This window comes from Cupriavidus sp. 01L43 (assembly GCF_056399925.1).
Window position 1 is genome coordinate 369829 of the sequence record NZ_JBFTSH010000001.1, and the last position, 18215, is coordinate 388043.

At 65.4% G+C, this 18215-nt stretch carries 19 protein-coding genes and 1 tRNA gene; 11 read left to right on the top strand and 9 right to left on the bottom strand.

Annotation, left to right across the window (positions count from 1 at the left end; translation table 11 throughout):
- Nucleotides 1-47 precede the first annotated feature (47 nt).
- The 4 genes from AC1DP9_RS01810 to AC1DP9_RS01825 are packed head-to-tail and all read left to right on the top strand — an operon-like array spanning nt 48 to nt 1471.
- Nucleotides 48-410, top strand: a complete 363-nt coding sequence (locus tag AC1DP9_RS01810) for a hypothetical protein (RefSeq protein WP_477106463.1) — start codon at nt 48-50, stop codon at nt 408-410.
- Nucleotides 407-697 (top strand): DUF7940 domain-containing protein, encoded by a 291-nt coding sequence (locus tag AC1DP9_RS01815; RefSeq protein WP_477106464.1) that lies wholly within the window; start codon nt 407-409, stop codon nt 695-697. Before AC1DP9_RS01810 ends, AC1DP9_RS01815 begins: the two co-directional genes overlap by 4 nt.
- On the top strand, nt 684-1172 hold the full coding sequence (locus AC1DP9_RS01820; protein ID WP_477106465.1) for a hypothetical protein: 489 nt from the start codon (nt 684-686) through the stop codon (nt 1170-1172). Before AC1DP9_RS01815 ends, AC1DP9_RS01820 begins: the two co-directional genes overlap by 14 nt.
- Entirely contained in the window at nt 1166-1471 is a 306-nt protein-coding gene (locus AC1DP9_RS01825; RefSeq protein WP_477106466.1) for a hypothetical protein, read from the top strand. The genes AC1DP9_RS01820 and AC1DP9_RS01825 overlap by 7 nt, the downstream gene beginning before the upstream one ends.
- A gap of 181 nt (nt 1472-1652) precedes the next feature.
- On the opposite strand, the gene AC1DP9_RS01830 is transcribed toward AC1DP9_RS01825, so the two are convergent.
- The 4 genes from AC1DP9_RS01830 to AC1DP9_RS01845 form a co-directional block, all read right to left on the bottom strand.
- Entirely contained in the window at nt 1653-2423 is a 771-nt protein-coding gene (locus AC1DP9_RS01830) for a D-glucuronyl C5-epimerase family protein (RefSeq protein WP_477106467.1), read from the bottom strand.
- Nucleotides 2424-2614: 191 nt separating this feature from the next.
- Nucleotides 2615-2902, bottom strand: coding sequence for an XRE family transcriptional regulator (locus AC1DP9_RS01835; RefSeq protein WP_477106468.1), 288 nt, complete (start codon nt 2900-2902; stop codon nt 2615-2617).
- A 124-nt stretch (nt 2903-3026) separates the two neighbouring features.
- Nucleotides 3027-3965: a D-glucuronyl C5-epimerase family protein gene (locus AC1DP9_RS01840; RefSeq protein ID WP_477106469.1), complete on the bottom strand. Its 939-nt coding sequence runs from the start codon at nt 3963-3965 to the stop codon at nt 3027-3029.
- A gap of 239 nt (nt 3966-4204) precedes the next feature.
- Entirely contained in the window at nt 4205-4504 is a 300-nt protein-coding gene (locus AC1DP9_RS01845) for a hypothetical protein (RefSeq protein WP_477106470.1), read from the bottom strand.
- Between the two features lie 383 nt (nt 4505-4887).
- On the opposite strand from AC1DP9_RS01845, the gene AC1DP9_RS01850 reads away from it, so the two are divergent.
- A tRNA-Met gene (locus AC1DP9_RS01850) sits at nt 4888-4963 on the top strand.
- Between the two features lie 190 nt (nt 4964-5153).
- Nucleotides 5154-5474, top strand: coding sequence for a hypothetical protein (locus tag AC1DP9_RS01855; RefSeq protein WP_092290271.1), 321 nt, complete (start codon nt 5154-5156; stop codon nt 5472-5474).
- A gap of 12 nt (nt 5475-5486) precedes the next feature.
- Here AC1DP9_RS01855 and AC1DP9_RS01860 read toward each other — a convergent pair whose 3' ends face one another.
- Nucleotides 5487-5819, bottom strand: a complete 333-nt coding sequence (locus AC1DP9_RS01860; protein ID WP_092290265.1) for a DMT family transporter — start codon at nt 5817-5819, stop codon at nt 5487-5489.
- Between the two features lie 289 nt (nt 5820-6108).
- On the opposite strand from AC1DP9_RS01860, the gene AC1DP9_RS01865 reads away from it, so the two are divergent.
- The gene (locus tag AC1DP9_RS01865) at nt 6109-6639 is read left to right on the top strand and encodes a hypothetical protein (protein ID WP_092290263.1); all 531 of its coding nucleotides are present in this window, start codon (nt 6109-6111) and stop codon (nt 6637-6639) included.
- A 6-nt stretch (nt 6640-6645) separates the two neighbouring features.
- On the opposite strand, the gene AC1DP9_RS01870 is transcribed toward AC1DP9_RS01865, so the two are convergent.
- Both AC1DP9_RS01870 and AC1DP9_RS01875 read right to left on the bottom strand, forming a co-directional pair.
- Nucleotides 6646-7833, bottom strand: a complete 1188-nt coding sequence (locus AC1DP9_RS01870; protein ID WP_441644096.1) for a benzoate/H(+) symporter BenE family transporter — start codon at nt 7831-7833, stop codon at nt 6646-6648.
- 106 nt (nt 7834-7939) lie between these two features.
- A complete protein-coding gene (locus AC1DP9_RS01875; protein WP_477106471.1) occupies nt 7940-8872 on the bottom strand; it encodes an amino acid ABC transporter substrate-binding protein in 933 nt (310 codons plus the stop codon).
- Between the two features lie 434 nt (nt 8873-9306).
- Between AC1DP9_RS01875 and AC1DP9_RS01880 the strand changes: the two genes are divergently transcribed.
- Nucleotides 9307-11235, top strand: coding sequence for an ATP-binding cassette domain-containing protein (locus AC1DP9_RS01880; RefSeq protein ID WP_477106472.1), 1929 nt, complete (start codon nt 9307-9309; stop codon nt 11233-11235).
- Nucleotides 11236-11244: 9 nt separating this feature from the next.
- Here AC1DP9_RS01880 and AC1DP9_RS01885 read toward each other — a convergent pair whose 3' ends face one another.
- Together AC1DP9_RS01885 and AC1DP9_RS01890 are read right to left on the bottom strand one after the other, a co-directional pair.
- Entirely contained in the window at nt 11245-11403 is a 159-nt protein-coding gene (locus AC1DP9_RS01885) for a hypothetical protein (RefSeq protein ID WP_441590557.1), read from the bottom strand.
- Nucleotides 11404-11406: 3 nt separating this feature from the next.
- Nucleotides 11407-12618, bottom strand: coding sequence for an MFS transporter (locus AC1DP9_RS01890; protein ID WP_092290257.1), 1212 nt, complete (start codon nt 12616-12618; stop codon nt 11407-11409).
- A 213-nt stretch (nt 12619-12831) separates the two neighbouring features.
- Between AC1DP9_RS01890 and AC1DP9_RS01895 the strand changes: the two genes are divergently transcribed.
- From AC1DP9_RS01895 to parC, 3 genes are all read left to right on the top strand, one after another.
- Entirely contained in the window at nt 12832-14823 is a 1992-nt protein-coding gene (locus tag AC1DP9_RS01895) for a DNA topoisomerase IV subunit B (protein ID WP_477106473.1), read from the top strand.
- A 43-nt stretch (nt 14824-14866) separates the two neighbouring features.
- The gene (locus AC1DP9_RS01900; protein ID WP_477106474.1) at nt 14867-15676 is read left to right on the top strand and encodes a lytic transglycosylase domain-containing protein; all 810 of its coding nucleotides are present in this window, start codon (nt 14867-14869) and stop codon (nt 15674-15676) included.
- A 145-nt stretch (nt 15677-15821) separates the two neighbouring features.
- Nucleotides 15822-18158 (top strand): DNA topoisomerase IV subunit A, encoded by a 2337-nt coding sequence (gene parC / locus AC1DP9_RS01905; protein WP_441590555.1) that lies wholly within the window; start codon nt 15822-15824, stop codon nt 18156-18158.
- Nucleotides 18159-18215: the final 57 nt, after the last annotated feature.

The following is an 18215-nucleotide window of genomic DNA, read 5'->3' on the forward strand; positions in this document are numbered from 1 at the left end:
GTCTGAACAGCCCGCCCTGAGCGGGCTTTTTTCCATCCGGGGAATTTATGGCACAGGACACAGCTGGCGGAGCTGAGAAGAAGCCGCGATGGATCGACACGACCATCAACCTGCAGGCGCTGATGGGTAGCCTGATCGGTGGGGGCGTTGCGCTGACGGTCGCCTACTTCGGCATCGTCGGACGTGTCGCGTCGCTCGAGCAGAAGGACAGCGAGCACGAGCGGCACTTCCAGCGCGTGGAGACGGACATCCGACAGACGCGCGATGACACGTCGCAGCAGATGCGCAACATCAGTGCAGACGTCAAAGAGCAGCTCAGCGGGGTCAGCAACGACGTGAAGGACATTCGTCGCTACCTCATGGACAACGCCGCTGGCGCGCGGCCCGACATCAAGAGGTGGACGCGATGAAGCAGTTTCTCGCCGCCCCGTGGGCGGAGATAAAAAAGTGGTGGTCGCCCAAGATTGGCGTGGTGGGCATCGTGGTGCTTGCCGCGGTGCCGGCTATCTCTGACCAGTGGCCGAACTTCGCGCCCGGCCTGCTGGCGCTGTTCCCGAAACACGGCGCGCAGTGGGTACCTATCGTCGGTGCCGTGCTCGCGGTGCTGGCCCGGGTCATCAGCCAGGCCGCTGTCATCGAGGCATTCCGACGGCTGTTCCGGCGCGAGGAAAAGGAGGGTGGTGATGGAACTGCGTGACGTTCTTCAGAAGGCGATTATCCCTGCGATGCAGATCCTTCCGCAGGGTATGGACTCGCCGCGCGCGCGCGTGATGCTGCTCGCGATCGGGTTGCAAGAATCGCGGTTCGAGCATCGACGCCAGATCGGCGGCCCGGCGCGCGGCTTCTGGCAGTTCGAGGAAGGCACGCGGCAGACGCGCGGCGGCGTCTACGGCGTCTACCTGCACGTGGCATCGCGCTACTGGCTCGATCGGCTGTGCGCGTCGCGCGGCGTGCAGTTCCTCCCGGACGTCATCTATCGCAACCTCGACCAGGACGATGTGCTGGCGGCCGGCGTCGCGCGGCTCATGCTTTTCACCGACCCGTATCGCCTGCCGGAGACCGACAACGTCGATGGCGCGTGGGGGCTGTACCGGCGGGTCTGGAACCCGGGCAAGCCGCGGCAGGAGACCTGGCCCGACAACCACCTGCTGGCTCGAGGTGCCGCATGCTGACGACCATCATTGCTGCGCTGGTGAAGTTCGGGCCGTGGCTCTTCGGCGTGGCCGGCTTGGTGTTCGCAGCGTTCCGGCACCAGCAGGCCAGCACAGCCACGGCGCAGGCCGGCCAGAAGGTGGCCGAGGCTAACGCCAAGGTCGCGCGCACCGAGCAATCCGAAGCCGAGGCTAATGCCACCGCCGCGCGCGCTGGCGCCGATGCTGTCAAGGAGCGAACCGATGTCGAAAATCAGATTGCTGCCGGCGGTGCTGGCAAGTCTGCTGACCGCCTGCGCAACGACTGGTCCCGCGACTGAGCCTCAGGTCGTCACACGCACGCGCACCGTAGACACGGCCTGCGACTGGACGAAGCCAATCTACGTCAGTAAGTCGGATGTGCTGTCCGACGCCACGGCAGATTCTATCCTCGCGCATAATCTCGCCGGCGAGCGACAGTGCGGTTGGAAGCCGGCGAAGCCATCTGCAGGCGGATAGCGCTCAAGATGCGTGGGTCTTTGAATATTCATCGAGGGATCGTGTCATCGCATCCGCAGTCTCTGAATAAACAGCCGATCCTGTGCGCATAGCCATCTCTCTCATCAGCTTTATGTGAATGCCAGCATAGAATGCTGTGACATAGTTCGGGACATTAGGGAAGCCATTGACCTGTTGGTCGTAGATCATCCACGGATCCGGCAGGCTCGAGTCCTGCAGTGGCGCCCACACAATATGCGCGTTGATGTTTGCGCGAAGCGACGCTTCCCCTTGCTGCCATAGCTGCAGAGCTTCCCATGAACCCGTGATCTCATATAGGTCCCGAATGCCGAGTAGGGCAAACACAGATCCGTTGAAAATGTGGTTCGGATAGTTGGGATCTGGGGTCTCCTCGAACCACACCAAGCCGTTGAGTTCGCCCTGCAAGCCCCCTTGTGCCACTGTCTTCGTCAGCGGCTCTAAAGCCCGCACGGCAGCGTCGCTGTAGGCATAGTCGTCCGTGATGCTGTAGACGCGCGCCAGCAGACTGATCGCATTGCCTTGTGTGATTGCGCTATACCAAGGGGCAGTGAGGTGCCATCCGGCATTCGGGTCGTTGGGACTATTCGTGTGGTCGAATGTAAGAGGGAACCCACCGTTAGGCGCTTGGTGCTGGATGAGCCAGTTTGCTGCCTTCACCGCTTTCGAGTAATCCCCTCGCGCGTAGGCTCCAAGTCCCCACTGAGCAATGGTGGTCGGCGACTGATTAAACTGTCCCGTAGACCAGATGATCACGCTCGGTATGCCATTAGCATCGAACTGAACGGTGGGCCCTGGCGTGAGATCGAATGTAGCGAAGATCGAGGGTATAAACGGCGCAGCAATTTGCTGAGGCGCCTTGGTCGTCTCGGCGCGCGGCGCATCATTGGTGGGAAGCGGATCCTCTGTGCCCCCGCCGCAAGCCGAGAGAATGAGCAGGACGCACGCTATTGCGTGTCGCCGGAGGATGGATCTTCCAGTGCGATTTCCGCGCCGATCGACCGCATTTTTTCCAGAAGACGTGCAAATTCCTGCTCGCCCAATTCGATTCTCGCGACGGCAAAGAACAGCATGTGCATCCCCATGTCCCGTCGATTCTCCGGATCGTTCGAGAGGTAGCGACGCCATTGCCGGCCATTCGCGAGGCCCAGCAGCGCGGCCATTTGGCCGCTGCTCAGGTTGAGGTCTTGCTTGAACTGTTCCAGTTGATCCGGGGTCGGTGGAACGTAGAGCATGGGGATTCCAGATGGCGTGCGCAAGCGCGCGAAGGATGGGCTTCACGATGCATTCCTTTCGGAGTATCGAACCGCGCGGGTGCGCAGCTCAGTACCTGCATCCTAGTACCCAAAGGGTACGTCGTCAAGGCGATTTGTTGTGCGTCCGTAGGTACTCACCCAGCGACTTCTCCCACTGATCTGCGATCATCGAGTACTCCATCTGTCCGGTGCGCATGGCCATTTCGCGCATCAGTTTGATGTGCACGCCCATGTAGAAATCGGTCAGGTAGTGGGGTTTTTCCGGGAAGCCATTGTGCTGCAGCTCGTAGACGCTCCACGGATGCGGCAGCGTCGCGTCCTCTGGCGTGGTCGCGATCACGTAAAAACGCAGGTTCTTGCGCAGCGATTCCTCGCCAGCTCCCCAAAGCATGCCAGCCATTCGGTTGCCGGTCGCTGCGTACAGGTCACCGATGCCCAGCAGCGCGAAGATCGATCCATTGAAGATGTGACTAGGCTTCGCTGGATCGGGCGTTTCCTCGAACCATGGCATACCGTTCAGTTCGCCCTGCAGGCCGCCAGACGCCACCGGGATCTCGAGAAGGAGCAGGGCCCGTTCTGCTGAGTCCAGGTAACGCGTGTCGCCGGTTTCTCCATACATGCGCACCAGCAGCGACATGGCATTGCCCTGCGTAATGGCCGAGTACCACGGTGCCTTGAGTTGGAAGCCGCGCGGATCTGGATGGTGGTGGTCGAACATCAACGGGAAGCCGCCGTTCTGACTCTGGTGAGCTAGCAGCCAGTCAGCGGCTTTCCGCGCCTTGGCTAGTTCGGTCGGATTGTGCGACTTGCTATAGCGCGTCATCGCGCCAAGGCCCCATTGCGCAATTGTGGTCGCGCTTTGGTTGAACGCGTTGGTTGACCATATCTTTACGCTCGGAATGCCTGCCGCGTCGAACTGCACGTTGGGGCCAGGCTCGAGGTCGAACGATTCAAAAATCGACGGGATGAAAGGGCCTTGCCGCGGTGCGCTGCAGCCGAAGATGGCCAGGGCCATCAGTGCCGCGCAAATAATCTTTCTCATTATTCTCGATAATTCAAATCGTGCGCGTGATGATGCCACACCCCGGCCGGCCCGAAGAAAAGGCGCCCAACCGCGGCGCCAGAGACTTACAGGCGCGCACTTCTCGGATCAGTCGGCTAGCACCTTGTGCCTCTTGGCATCCGAGGAGGGCAATAACGGCTGAAAAAAAGCCTGCGCGTGGCCGGGCTGAATAGGATCGCGATGGGCGCGGCGTCCGATCTGGGTATTCGGCGGCCACATCAGGCCCGGTCGTCAGGCCTGACAGGTTCAGCCCGATAGGCAGACCAGAAATAGTGAGAATGCCGGTGGTGGCGGACACGCTTCTTTTCGATGAAGAGTCGGACTTTGCCGGCGGGACCGGCGTCAAGAACGACCTCATGGTGGGCCGGAGCGTCCGCCGTGGCGGTCGGCAGCGTGGCGAGGCCAGCCGCGATGTAGTCGCCTTGGATGCGGCCGAGAATGCCGTGTGCTTGGTTAGGCGTTTCCGAAGACGCTGGTGGCCGGAGATGGCACTTGGCCGCAAGCTTGCTGTTGCCCATGATTTAGTGTGAAAATACTGTATAGATATACAGTATCGCATCACCCTCGCACTGGGTCAAAATAGGGGGCAGATGCATCTCGATTACAGCGTTCAGGCTGTAAATGCCATTTACAACGCATTCGTTGTAAGAGGCGCTGACTAGGGGAAGGAGCACGCTGCGCTTTTCGTGGCACTGGACGTGGCACTGGCATTATCCACAACCGCAAATCTGCTTTAGATAAAGCCGCAAGGCAGAATTTTTATGGTTCCTGTCGGCGGGACCATCATCAAGTCGGCAGTAGTTCTCAGAAGTTCACCTCAGCACTACGTCCAGAGCCCGCGCAAGCGGGCTTTTTGCATTCTTCTGTATCAATGCGCCGCCAATCCGCGTATAGTCCGGCCCGCGGGGTGGAGCAGTTGGCAGCTCGTCGGGCTCATAACCCGAAGGTCGCAGGTTCAAGTCCTGCTCCCGCAACCAGATTAGAAAGCCCGCCGGCTTGCCGCGCGGGCTTTTTGTTTTGGTCGACGCATTCCCGCCCACCCAGACCCTTCCGAGGGTCAGCGCACCGTTCGATGTCATGGCGGCGCGGCAACCGGCTATGATGTCGCCTGCGCGCCTCTCGCGCGTCGTAGAAATCCTAAAAGAACTGGTTCGCCTTCTTTCGCAAATGCCCCCTGTCAGGTCGTATCACCGCTGGCTGCCGGCGCTGGCCATGTTCGGCGCCATTCACGCCCTGGCTGCCACGCCGGACCCGGCGCTGGCCGATACGTCTGGTTGCACCGCGCTGATCGACATCGTCCAGGAAAGCCTGCGGGGGGAGATCGACGTGGCCTGTCCGGCGTCCGACAAGGTGGTGTGCGAGGCCAAGAATGGCCAGATCCGAGCGTTGCTGGAGATCATCGACCAGCGCCGCAAGCGCAATGCCGACGAATGCGAGACGCTGGCGCAGGTCAACCGCCTGCTCCGCGCGCTGCCGCCGAAGTCCTGACCCCGGCGCGATTCAGTGACTCATCTTCGAGAACAGCTGGATTACCGCCACCCCCGCAATGATCAGCCCGATGCCGACCCAGGCCGCCAGGTCCGGCACCTGCCGGTACAGCACTGACGCGATCAGTGTCACCAGCACGATCCCCGCCCCGCACCAGATGGCATAGGCCACGCCCACCGGCACGGTCTTCATGACCTGCATCAGCAGCCAGAACGCGGCCACGTAGCCGGTGACCACCAGCACGCTGGGCCAGAGGCGCGTGAAGTTCTCGGCCGCCTTGAGGCTGCTGGTGGCGATGACCTCGGCCACGATGGCCAGCGCAAGCAATAGATATCCGTTCGACATGGCAGATGATTGACGTCAAGGGCAGGCCAAGGGCCGGCCGGAAAGCGGCGCCGGAGGCGCTATAGCGCGGTATTATGCGCCGCGCCGCCAGGCAGAATGTGCTGTGCCCTCCCTCGCGGTGGTTGTGCAAATGCACATTGCACGCTTGAATGGACGTATGCGTATGACGCAAGGGTCGCCCGGGCAGTGCAAAAGAGGCGGTCCAGACAGTCGCGGTGTTAATCCGACCATGCCGGCAACCATAACAAGGCCGGTGGCGGGTGTTGGCTGACGGGTAAAGGGGAGCAGTATGAAGCAGGATATTGACACCGCAACGGCATGGCCGAAGCCGCATTTCGCCGACATCGAAGGCGCGCCGGACGCCTTGCCACCGCATGACGCCACCGAAGGCGTCTGGCAGAACACCATCGCTGCCGCGGACCATGCGCTGGAAGAAGCGAACCGCATCCAGCGGGGCGTCCAGCAACATCTCAAGCTGATGCAGGAAGTGCGTGCACTCCGCGACGAACTCCACAAGGCCCATGCCGAGGTGGATCGCTACCGTGGCATGCACGCGCGCGTGGTGGTGGGCATGCGCCAGCTGGAAGACGACAACAACGCGGAGATCGCCCGGCTGCGTGCCGACAACGAGATCCTGCAAGTCCGCCACCGGGTCTACAAGCTGCTGGCCGAGCACTACGCGACGGCTGCGCTGCGCCTTGAGCCTCCCCGGTTTGCCGAACACCGCGACCGCGTGCTGGAACACGTGCTGTTCCAGCGCCGCAAGGGCGTGCCGGTGACGCAGATGGCTGCCGCGGACGTCGCCTTCCTGCTGATGTAAGCTGGCTCAGGCAGCCCGCTGGCGCGGGCGCAGCACGGCCAGCGCCAGCATGCCGCCCACCACGCCCCAGAAGGCGGAACCCACGCCGGCCAGCGTCATGCCCGATGCCGTGATCATGAACGTCAGCAGCGCCGACTCGCGCTCCGCCGGCGCCTGCATGGCCACGGTCAGCCCATTGGCGATGGAACCCAGCAGCGCGAAGGCCGCTACGGCCACCACCAGCGCCTTCGGGAAGGCCGCGAACAGCGCCGCGATGCTGGCCGCCATGATCCCCGCCACCAGATAGCCGATGCCGCAGACCACGGCGGCCATGTAGCGGCGGCGCGGGTCGGCGTCGGCCTCGGGGCCGGTGCAGATGGCCGCCGTGATCGCCGCCAGGTTGATCCCATGCGAGCCGAACGGCGCCAGGATGGCCGATGCCACCCCCGTCACCGTGATCAGCGGGCTGGCCGACACGTGGTAGCCATCCGCACGCAACACGGCCAGCCCCGGAATGTTCTGCGAGGCCAGCGCCACGATGAACAGCGGCACGCCGATGCTGATAAAGGCCGACAGCGAGAACGCCGGCGTGGTCCACACCGGCAGCGTCACCGCAAATCGGATTTGTTCGAAATGGAGCTGCCCGAGCACCCCCGCCAGCGCCACGCCCACCAGCAGCACGCCCGGCACCGCGTAGCGCGGCCACAGGCGGCGTCCCACTAGATAAGTACCGAACATGGTCAGCAGCAACACCGTCTGGTGTTCCGCCTGCACGAAGACATCCACGCTGATCCGGAACAGGATGCCCGCCAGCAGGGCCGAGGCGATGCTCGCCGGCAGCGCGCGCATCAGCTTGTCGAACCAGCCGGTCAGCCCGGCGGCCGTCATCAGCAGCGCGGCGAGCAGGAAGGCGCCGATGGCCTCGGGGTAGGGCACGCCGGGCAGGCTTGCAATCAGCAGCGCCGCGCCGGGCGTGGACCAGGCCACCACGATCGGCACCCGGGTCATCAGCGACAGTCCCAGCGTGGTCACCCCCATGCCGATGGACAGCGCCCAGATCCATGAGGCGATCTGGGCATCGCTCAGATGCGCCGCCTGCCCGGCCTGGATCATCAGCACCAGCGAGCTGGTGTAGCCGGTGAGCATGGCGATCAGCCCGGCCACCGTCGTGGAAAGGGAGAGGTCGGACAGCTTGAGGGGGGCGGCGGCAGTCATGGTCGATGCGAAGGGGCGGACGGCCGACATCTTCGCATGGATGGGGGCGGCGGGGGCGCCAACGCGGCCCCCACGCGGCTCCCCGCCCGGGCTGGCAGGGAGGCCGTTAGTCGGCCACCTTGTCGCTCGGGAACTTGAACGAATCGCGCAGCAGGTAGCTCATCGGAATGTCCAGCGTGATGCCGTTGGGCGGGATCGGGCTAAGGAACCACTTCCGATACAGCTTCTGGGTGTCCTGGTCGTAGATCGACGTCACCATGGCCTTGTCCACCAGCTTCTTGAACTCGGCATCGTGCTTGGACAGCATGATCGCGTACGGCTCGATGGTCAGCAGGTCACCCGTTACCGCCAGCGCGGTCGGGTTCTTGGCGTTGGCGCGCAGGCCGAACAGCAGCACGTCGTCCATCACGAAGGCGTCGGCGCGGCCCGCCTCGACCATGCCGAAGGCTTCGGCGTGATCCTTGGCCTCCACCACCTTCCAGCCCATGGCGCCCGCCTCATCCATCTTGCGGAGCATGGCCAGCGGCGTGGTGCCGGTGGTGGACACCACGGTCTTGCCGCGCAGGTCGCCCCACTTGCGGATGCCCGAATCGGCCTTCACCAGCATGCGGCTGCCGGCGATGTAGTGCGGGATGGTGAAGGCGACGAGGTCGCGGCGCTCGCGGTTGTTGGTGGTGGATCCGCATTCGAGGTCAGCCTTGCCGTCCACGATGGCCGGGATGCGCGAGGCCGGCGTCACCGGCACCCATTCCACGCGCAGCTGCGGCAGCTTGAGCTGGGTGCGCAGCGCCTCCGCCACCTTCAGGCAGAGATCCACGGCGTAGCCCATGGGTTTGCCGTCCGCCACGAACGAGAAGGGCACCGAGCTTTCACGGTGGGCGATGCGGATGGCCCCGGTCTGCTGGATGCGCAACACCACCGAGTTGGGTGACGCCGCCCACGCCGGCAGGGCCGGCAAGGCAAGCAGCGTGGCGAGGAAACATACAACAAGCGCCGTGCCCCTGAAGGAGGCACGGCGCGGCAGGCCCGTATTGGTCATGAATGACACCCGTCCGAAAATTGTCTGGAAAGAAAACCCGGAAAACCCCGTTGGCCGGATGGGTCCGGCTCTGTACTGCCTTGTTGTTACCGCCTTGTTGTGCTTCTTTTCGGATTAATCCGATTGCGCTGAGTGTGTCGGATTGTTCCACGGCAGGCGCCCGACGCACAACCGCCGCGCTAGTAGTCGTGCTCGGGCTGCAACGCTTGGCCTCTCGCGCGGTTGACGGGGGCTTTCCCTTAAGGAGTTGTCCGACTTATTGCCCGGCCCCCGAATCGATATTCTTCAAACGTGCCTTGCGAGCAGGGCACCGAGGAGAGACTCTTGGGCCCGTTTGCTAACGGGCCCTTCTTTTTGGGGCGCTTCTTTTTGGGCCGTGCGGCCCCGGCCCCTGGGGTCGACTACAATTCGGGCCTGTTTCCAGTCTCCCCACCATGGCCCTGTTCTCCATTTCCGATGCCCAACTTGCCTTCGGGCACGTGGCACTGCTCGACCACACCGATTTCTCGCTGGAAGCCGGCGAACGCGTTGGCCTGATCGGCCGCAATGGCACGGGCAAGTCGTCGCTGCTGCGGATCGTGGCCGGCATGTCCGCCCCGGACGACGGCCTGATTGCCCGCCAGAGCGGCGTCACCACTGCATATGTTGCGCAGGAGCCACAATTCGCGCCCGGGCTGACCGTGTTCGATGCGGTGAGCCTGGGCATGGGCGCCGCCCACGACCTGCTGGCCCGCTACGAGGCGGCGCTGGCCAAGCTCGACACCCATCACGACGAGGCCACGCTGGCCGAGTTGCATCGCGTGCAGGCCGAACTGGACGCCGCCGACGCCTGGACGCTGCGCACCCGCGTGGAAACTACGCTGGCCCGCCTCGACCTGGACCCGCACGTGCGCGTGGATTCGCTGTCCGGCGGCCTGCAGAAGCGCGTGGCGCTGGCGCAGGGGCTGGTGGCCGAGCCGGACATCCTGCTGCTCGACGAACCGACCAACCACCTCGACGTCACCGCCATCCGCTGGCTCGAAGACCTGTTGATCGGCTTCCGGGGCAGCGTGCTGCTGATTACCCACGATCGCGCCTTCCTGGACCGCGTGGCCACCCGCATCGTCGAACTGGACCGGGGCCGGCTGGTGTCCTTCCCGGGCAACTTCGCGGCCTATCAGGCCCGCAAGGCCGAACTGCTGGCCGCCGAGGCGGTGGAGCAGGCCAAGTTCGACAAGCTGCTGGCGCAGGAGGAAGTGTGGATCCGCAAAGGCGTGGAAGCGCGCCGCACGCGCAGCGTGGCGCGTATCCAGCGGCTGGTGACCATGCGTACCGAGCGCGCGGCGCGGCGCGAGGTGCAGGGCAATGTGAGGCTGGAAGTGTCGCAGGCGGACCGCTCCGGCAAGATCGTGGCGGAACTGACCAATGTGTCGAAGTCCTACAGCGACAAGCCGGTGGTCCGTGACTTCACCGGCACCATCATGCGTGGCGACAAGGTCGGCGTGATCGGCCCGAACGGCGTGGGCAAGACCACGCTGCTGCGCCTGATCCTGGGCGAACTGGCGCCGGACAGCGGCACGGTGCGCAACGGCAGCAACCTCCAGGTGGCGTATTTCGACCAGATGCGGACGGCGCTGGACCTGGAGAAGTCGCTGGCGGACACCATCAGTCCGGGCAGCGACTGGGTGGAGGTCAACGGCCAGCGCAAGCACGTGATGAGCTACCTGGGCGATTTCCTGTTCGCGCCGGAGCGCGCGCGGTCGCCGGTCAAGTCGCTCTCGGGCGGCGAGCGCAACCGGCTGCTGCTGGCGCGCCTGTTCGCCCGGCCGGCCAATGTGCTGGTGCTGGACGAGCCGACCAACGACCTCGACATCGACACGCTCGAACTGCTGGAGGAACTGCTCCAGGACTACAGCGGCACGGTGTTCCTGGTCTCCCACGACCGGGCCTTCCTGGACAACGTGGTCACCTCGACCATCGCCGCCGAGGGCGAGGGGCAGTGGCGCGAGTCGGTCGGCGGGTATTCGGACTGGGAAGCGCAGTCGGCCCGGGCCGGGGCCATCCAGGCCGCCAAGCCGGCCGAGGCGAAGCCCGCCGAGGCGCTGAAGACGCAGAACACGCGCGAGGCGCGGGGCGCCAATCGCACGGTCAAGCTCTCCTATAAGGAACAGCGCGAGCTGGATGGCCTGCCCGAGCGCATCAACGCGCTGGAAGCGGAGCAGAAGACGCTGGCCGGCCAGCTGGCGGACGGCGCGCTCTACGCGAGCGACCCCGCCCGCGCGGCCCAGTTGGCCAGCCGGCACGACGAGATCGAGATGGAACTGCTGGAGGCGCTCGAGCGCTGGGAAGTGCTCGAGGCAAAGACCAAGGGCGAGGCGCAGTAAGCTAGCGGCTCACCCGCACCACGCCAGCACCATATTGGTGAGGTCGACCATGAACGCCGGCCGCAGGTAGGCCAGGAAGCCAAGCGTCAGCACACCGGCCAGCGCCAGCAGGCCCACCGTCTTTAACAGCTTGGCCTTGAGCCAGGGATGGTGGCGTGCGGCGTCCATGGCTCAGACCGCTATCGGCTGCGGGCGCGTCAGCGCCTGCTCGCGGATCGGCAGGTTGACCAGCGCCGCCACCACCCCCAGCCCGATGGCGATGAACCACACGAGGTCGTAGCTGCCGGTCCGGTCGAACAGGAACCCGCCCAGCCACGCGCCCAGGAAGCTGCCGATCTGGTGCGAGAAGAACACCACCCCGCTCAGCATCGACAGGTACTTCACCCCGAACACCTGGGCGATGATGCCGTTGGTCAACGGCACGGTGGACAGCCACAGCAGCCCCATCAGCGCCGCGAACACCCACGTGCTGGCCGCCGTCAGCGGCAGCAGCAGATAGCCGGCAATCACGAACGAGCGCGCCAGGTAGATGAACGAGAGCAGGTAGCGCTTGGGCATGCGCTGGCCCATCGCCCCGGCGGTGTAGGTGCCGAACACGTTGAACAGGCCGATCAGCGCCAGTGCCACCGTGGCGATCTTGGGATCGGTGAAGCCACGATCCTTCAGGTACGGCGTCAGATGCACGCCGATGAACACCACCTGGAAGCCGCACACGAAATAGCCGAGCGTCAGCAACTGGAAGTTGCGATTGCCGAAGGCCTCGCGCGTGGCCTCGCCAATGGTCTGATGATGCCCGCCCGTGGTCGCCGCCACCTTCGGCTCGCGCAGCGCGAACACCAGCGGGAGCATGAAGCAGGCCATCACGGCCATGGTAAACAGCGCGTTTTGCCAGCCGACGAAGGAAATCAGCGACTGTTCGATCGGAATCATCAGGAACTGGCCGAACGAGCCGGCCGCCGCCGCGATGCCCATCGCCCAGATGCGCTTCTCGGCGCTGGCCACCCGGCCGATCACGCCGTAGACCACGCTGTAGGTGGTGCCCGCCTGGGCAATGCCGATCATCACCCCCGCCCCGGAGGCGAACGCCGTGCCGCTGGTGGCCATCGCCATCACGACCAGGCCGGCCACGTAGAGCGCCACGCCGACCAGCATGATGCGGATGGGGCCGAATTTGTCGGCCAGCGCGCCGGCAATCGGCTGGGTGACGCCCCACATCAGGTTCTGCAGGGCCAGGGCGAAGGCGAAGGTCTCGCGGTTCCAGCCGTGGGCCTGGGTAATCGGCAGGTTGAACAGGCCGAAGCCATGCCGGATACCCATCGATAGCGTGACGAGCAGGCCACCGCACACGAGCACGGTGGTCAGGGAGAGTTTGCGGTCGGTCATGTCGGGCTCGGGACTTTGGCAGTCCTTTTCTCTGGTTATCGGGGGGCGCCGGGGGATTCCCTCTGCAGCCGGGCGAGTTTACCCCGGGTGGCGTATTTATGCCGAAGCCGCCGGTTCCGCGCGCCAGCGTACCGAGCCCGCCCCGGTCATCCATTACAATGCTGCGCAATCCGGCCGCGACGGCCGGGAGATCCACTTCTCCGTAGCGACTCCATGGCGAGCAAAACCAGTCAGTACAGCGAATCTTCCATCCGGGTCCTGAAGGGCCTGGAGCCGGTCAAGCAACGGCCCGGCATGTACACCCGTACCGACAATCCCCTGCACATCGTGCAGGAGGTGATCGACAACGCGTCGGACGAGGCGCTGGGCGGCCACGGCTCCGAGATCCTGGTCACGCTGCACCGTGACGGCAGCGTCAGCGTGGAAGACGACGGCCGCGGCATTCCGGTGGGTATTCACCCGGAAGAGCAGGTGCCGGTGGTGGAGATCGTGTTCACCCGCCTGCACGCGGGCGGCAAGTTCGACAAGGGCAAGGGTGGCGCCTACGCCTTCTCGGGCGGCCTGCACGGCGTGGGCGTGTCCGTGACCAATGCGCTGTCCACCCGTCTTGATGTGACGGTCTGGCGCGACGGCACGCTCTCCACGCTGACCTTCTCGGGCGGCGACGTCACCACGCCGCTCGCCGGCCGCAGGCTCGAACGCGGCGAGAAGAAGAACGGCACGCGCGTGCAGGTCTGGCCAGATGCCAGCTATTTCGACTCCGCCACCATTCCGCAGGCCGAACTCCAGCGGCTGCTGCGCAGCAAGGCGGTGCTGCTGCCGGGCGTGAAGGTCACGCTCGAAATCGAGAAGACCGGCGAAAAGCAGGTCTGGCAGTACGACCAGGGCCTGAAGGGCTACCTCGTCGAGGCGCTGGCGCAGGGCAGCGGGTCCGAACTCGTGATCCCGATGTTCGAGGGCGAGCACTTTGCCGACCCGGACGGCAATCCGGGCGAGGAAGGCTTTGCCGAGGGCGAGGGCGCCTCCTGGGTGGTGGCCTGGACCGAGGATGGCGCGCCGGTGCGCGAGTCCTACGTCAACCTGATCCCCACGCCGGCCGGCGGCACGCATGAGTCCGGCCTGCGCGAGGGCCTGTTCCTGGCGGTCAAGAGCTTTATCGAGATGCACTCACTCCAGCCCAAGGGCGTGAAGCTGATGAGCGAGGACGTGTTCGCGCGCGCCTCGTTCGTGCTCTCGGCCAAGGTGCTCGATCCGCAGTTCCAGGGCCAGATCAAGGAGCGCCTGAACAGCCGCGACGCCGTGCGCCTGGTCTCCACCTTCAGCCGCCCCGCGCTGGAGCTGTGGCTGAACCATCATGTGGACTACGGCAAGAAGCTGGCCGAGCTGGTGATCCGCCAGGCCCAGGCGCGCACCCGCGCCGCGCAGAAGGTGGAAAAGAAGAAGGGCTCCGGCGTGGCCGTGCTGCCCGGCAAGCTGACCGATTGCGAATCGACCGATGTGTCGCGCAACGAGATTTTCCTGGTCGAGGGCGACTCGGCCGGCGGTTCGGCCAAGATGGGCCGCGACAAGGAGTTCCAGGCCATCCTGCCGCTGCGCGGCAAGGTGCTGAACACCTGGGAGACCGAGCGCGACCGCCTGTTCGCCAATAATGAAGTGCACGACATCGCCGTGGCGATTGGTGTGGATCCGCACGGTTCGGACGACGAGCCGGACCTGTCCAACCTGCGCTATGGCAAGATCTGTATCCTGTCCGACGCCGACGTGGACGGCGCGCACATCCAGGTGCTGCTGCTCACGCTGTTCTTCCGTCACTTCCCGAAGCTGATCGACAACGGCAACGTCTGCGTGGCCCGCCCGCCGCTGTTCCGAGTGGATGCTCCGGCACGCGGCAAGAAGCCGGCCCAGAAGCTCTACGCGCTGGACGAAGGCGAGCTGGAAGCCATCCAGGACAAGCTGATGAAGGATGGCGTCAAGGAAGGCGCCTGGCAGATCTCGCGCTTCAAGGGCTTGGGCGAGATGAGCGCAGAGCAGCTGTGGGAAACCACGATGAACCCGGACACGCGCCGGCTGCTGCCGGTGGCGCTTGGCGAATTCGACCTGCCCCAGACCGTGAGCATGATGAACATGCTGATGGGCAAGGGCGAGGCGTCGCAGCGGCGTACGTGGCTCGAGGAAAAGGGCAACGAGGTGGAGGCGGATATCTGACCGCTCCGGCAACGGGCGCAGCGGTCGGCAACGGAGAAGCACCATGCGGACCATCGGCAATCGCCGCGCCCTGGCGCGGCTGGCAAGGCGGGCCACGGCGCTCGGGCTGGCGCTGGCGGGCCTGTGCGCGACCGGTGCTGCCCACGCCGAACTGTATGGCTATATCGACGAAGACGGCGTGGCCCACTTCGCCGATGAAAAGATCGACGATCGCTACAAGCTGTTCCTCAAGGACGGCGGCAAGCTGGACACGCTGGCCATGCCGCGCGTGGCCGGGGTGCGCATGGTGGGGCGGCCCGGCAAGGGCGATGCCGACGCCGGCAAGCTGTTCCGCTATGTGCTGAACCACCCCAACATCGCGCTGGTCGATCCGATCATCCGCCAGATTGCCACGGCCCAGAACGTGGACCCGGCGCTGGTCAAGGCGGTGATGGCGGTCGAGAGCGGCTTCAACCCGAGCGCGGTGTCGCCCAAGGGCGCCATCGGCCTGATGCAGGTGATTCCGGACACCGGCGTGCGTTTCGGCATCGCCGCCGACAAGCGCCGCTCGGTGGAGCAGAAGCTCACCGACCCGCGCCTGAACATCTCGGCCGGCGTGCGCTACCTGAGCTGGCTGCAGGGCCAGTTCCCCAACAACCTCGAACTGGTGCTGGCCGCCTACAACGCCGGCGAGGGCGCCGTGGCGCGCTACAACAACCAGATCCCGCCTTTCCCCGAAACCCGCCAGTATGTGAGCACGGTCATGGAGTTCTACCGGATCTACCAGCCGTCCGGGGTGGCCGTGGTGCGCACCGGCAGCCACGCCGGACGCGTGAAAATGGTGATCGGCGGCCGGCGCAACATGCCGGAATGACCCCCTTGTGACACCCGCTGTCACATCGATCGGGCCTCACTTTCCTGCGGGGCGCCCGAGTTTCGTTAGAATCCCACGCTGACAAGCCGACCCACAGGGTTTGCGAGGCGCCGCCCGGCGCCCGCGTGCCGCATTCTTGCCGACCATGGATCAACCAGACATTTCGTTTCAATCCGAAGAGCCAGCCGATTCGCTGACCCTGGCGCGCTACGCGGAGCGAGCCTACCTCGACTACGCGGTGAGCGTGGTCAAGGGCCGTGCGCTGCCCGAGGTGGCCGATGGCCAGAAGCCCGTGCAGCGCCGCATCCTCTATGCGATGGCGGCCATGGGCCTGCGTGCCGACGCCAAGCCGGTCAAGTCCGCGCGCGTGGTGGGCGAGGTGCTCGGTAAATTCCACCCCCACGGCGACCAGTCGGCCTACGATGCGCTCGTGCGTCTGGCGCAGGACTTCTCGCTGCGCTACCCCCTGATCGACGGCCAGGGCAACTTCGGCTCCCGCGACGGCGACGGCGCGGCGGCCATGCGCTACACCGAAGCGCGCCTGACGCCGATCTCGCGGCTGCTGCTGGACGAGATCGACCTCGGCACGGTGGATTTCCTGCCCAACTACGACGGCTCGGAGGAAGAGCCGAGGCTGCTGCCGGCGCGGCTGCCGTTCGTGCTGCTGAACGGCGCCTCCGGCATCGCGGTGGGTATGGCGACGGAAATCCCGCCGCACAACCTGCGCGAAGTGGCCGGGGCGACGGTGGCGATGATCCGCAATCCGGCCATCTCGCTGGCCGAGCTGCTGGCGCTGATGCCCGGCCCCGACTATCCGGGCGGCGGGCAGATCATCTCGCCGGCGGCCGATATCGCCCAGATCTACGAGGGCGGCCGGGGCAGCCTGAAGGTGCGCGCGCGCTGGAAGATCGAGGAAATGGCGCGCGGCCAGTGGCAGATGGTGGTGCACGAGCTGCCGCCAGCCACCTCGGCGCAGAAGGTGCTCGAGGAAATCGAGGAAATCACCAACCCGAAGATCCGCACCGGCAAGAAGGCGCTGACGCCGGAGCAGGTGCAGCTGAAGACCTCGCTGCTGGCCGTGCTGGACGCGGTGCGCGACGAATCGGGCAAGGATGCGCCGGTGCGGCTGGTGTTCGAGCCCAAGAGCAAGAACGTGGACCAGCAGGAGTTCATCCAGACCCTGCTGGCCCATACCAGCCTGGAGTCCGGCGCGCCGATCAACCTGGTGATGATCGGCACCGATGGCCGGCCGCGCCAGAAGGGGCTGCAGGAGATCCTGCGTGAGTGGATCGGGTTCCGCTTCGAGACGGTGACGCGGCGCACGCGCTTCCAGCTCAACAAGGTCGAGGACCGCATCCACATCCTGGAAGGGCGGATGCTGGTGCTGCTGAAGATCGACGAGGTCATCCGCATCATCCGCGAGAGCGACGAGCCGAAGCCGGCGCTGATCGAGGCGTTCCAGCTCTCGGACCGCCAGGCCGAGGACATCCTCGAAATCCGCCTGCGCCAGCTGGCGCGGCTGGAGGCCATCCGCATCGAGCAGGAACTGGCCAAGCTGCGCGACGAGCAGGCCGAACTGGACGTGCTGCTGAAGTCCGAGACGATGATGCGCCGGCGCATCATCAAGGAAATCGAGCAGGACGCCAAGCAGTACAGCCCCGAGGACAAGGACCCGCGCCGCACGCTGATCCAGGAAGAGCGCCGCGCCGCCGCCGAGGTGCGCGTGGTGGACGAGCCGGTGACGGTCATCGTCTCGGGCAAGGGCTGGGTGCGCACGCGCCAAGGCCACGGCCACGAGACGCAGCAGTTCACCTTCAAGGCGGGCGACAGCCTGTACGACACCTTCGAGTGTCGCACCGTGGACACGCTGCTGGCCTTCGGCAGCAACGGCCGGGTCTATTCGGTGGCGGTGGCCGGGCTGCCCGGCGGCCGGGGCGATGGCGTGCCGGTGACGACGCTGATCGACCTCGCGCCGGGCTCGCAGATCGCCCACACCTTCGCGGGTGGCGCCGAGCAGCGCGTGCTGGTAGCCACGGCCGGCGGTAACGGCTTCGTGACCAAGGTCGGCGACATGATCAGCCGGCAGAAGGGCGGCAAGTCCTTCATCACGCTGGATGAGGGCGACACGCTGCTGCCGCCGACGCCGATTGCCGACGAAGCCACGCATGTGGCCTGCTTCTCGGGCAATGGCCGGCTGCTGCTGGTGGGCCTGGACGAGGTGAAGGTGCTGTCGGCCGGTGGCCGGGGCGTGATCCTGATGGAACTGGAGCCCAAGGAGCCGCTGACGCACGCCGTGACGGTGGGCGCGCCGGGGCTGCTGATCTCCGGCACCGGCGTCCGGGGCGGCAAGATGCCGCCGCAGAAGCTGGCTGGCAAGACGCTGCTGCCGTACGTCGGCAAGCGCGCCCGCAAGGGCAAGGCGGTTGAGCCACGTCTCAAGGAAGTGAAGATCGAGCCGGTGAAGGTGGACGGCGGGAGCTAAGGCAGCCGCCGGGTTGCTCCGCTCTCCCAGGGGGGAGGGGAGCAACCCACATCACCG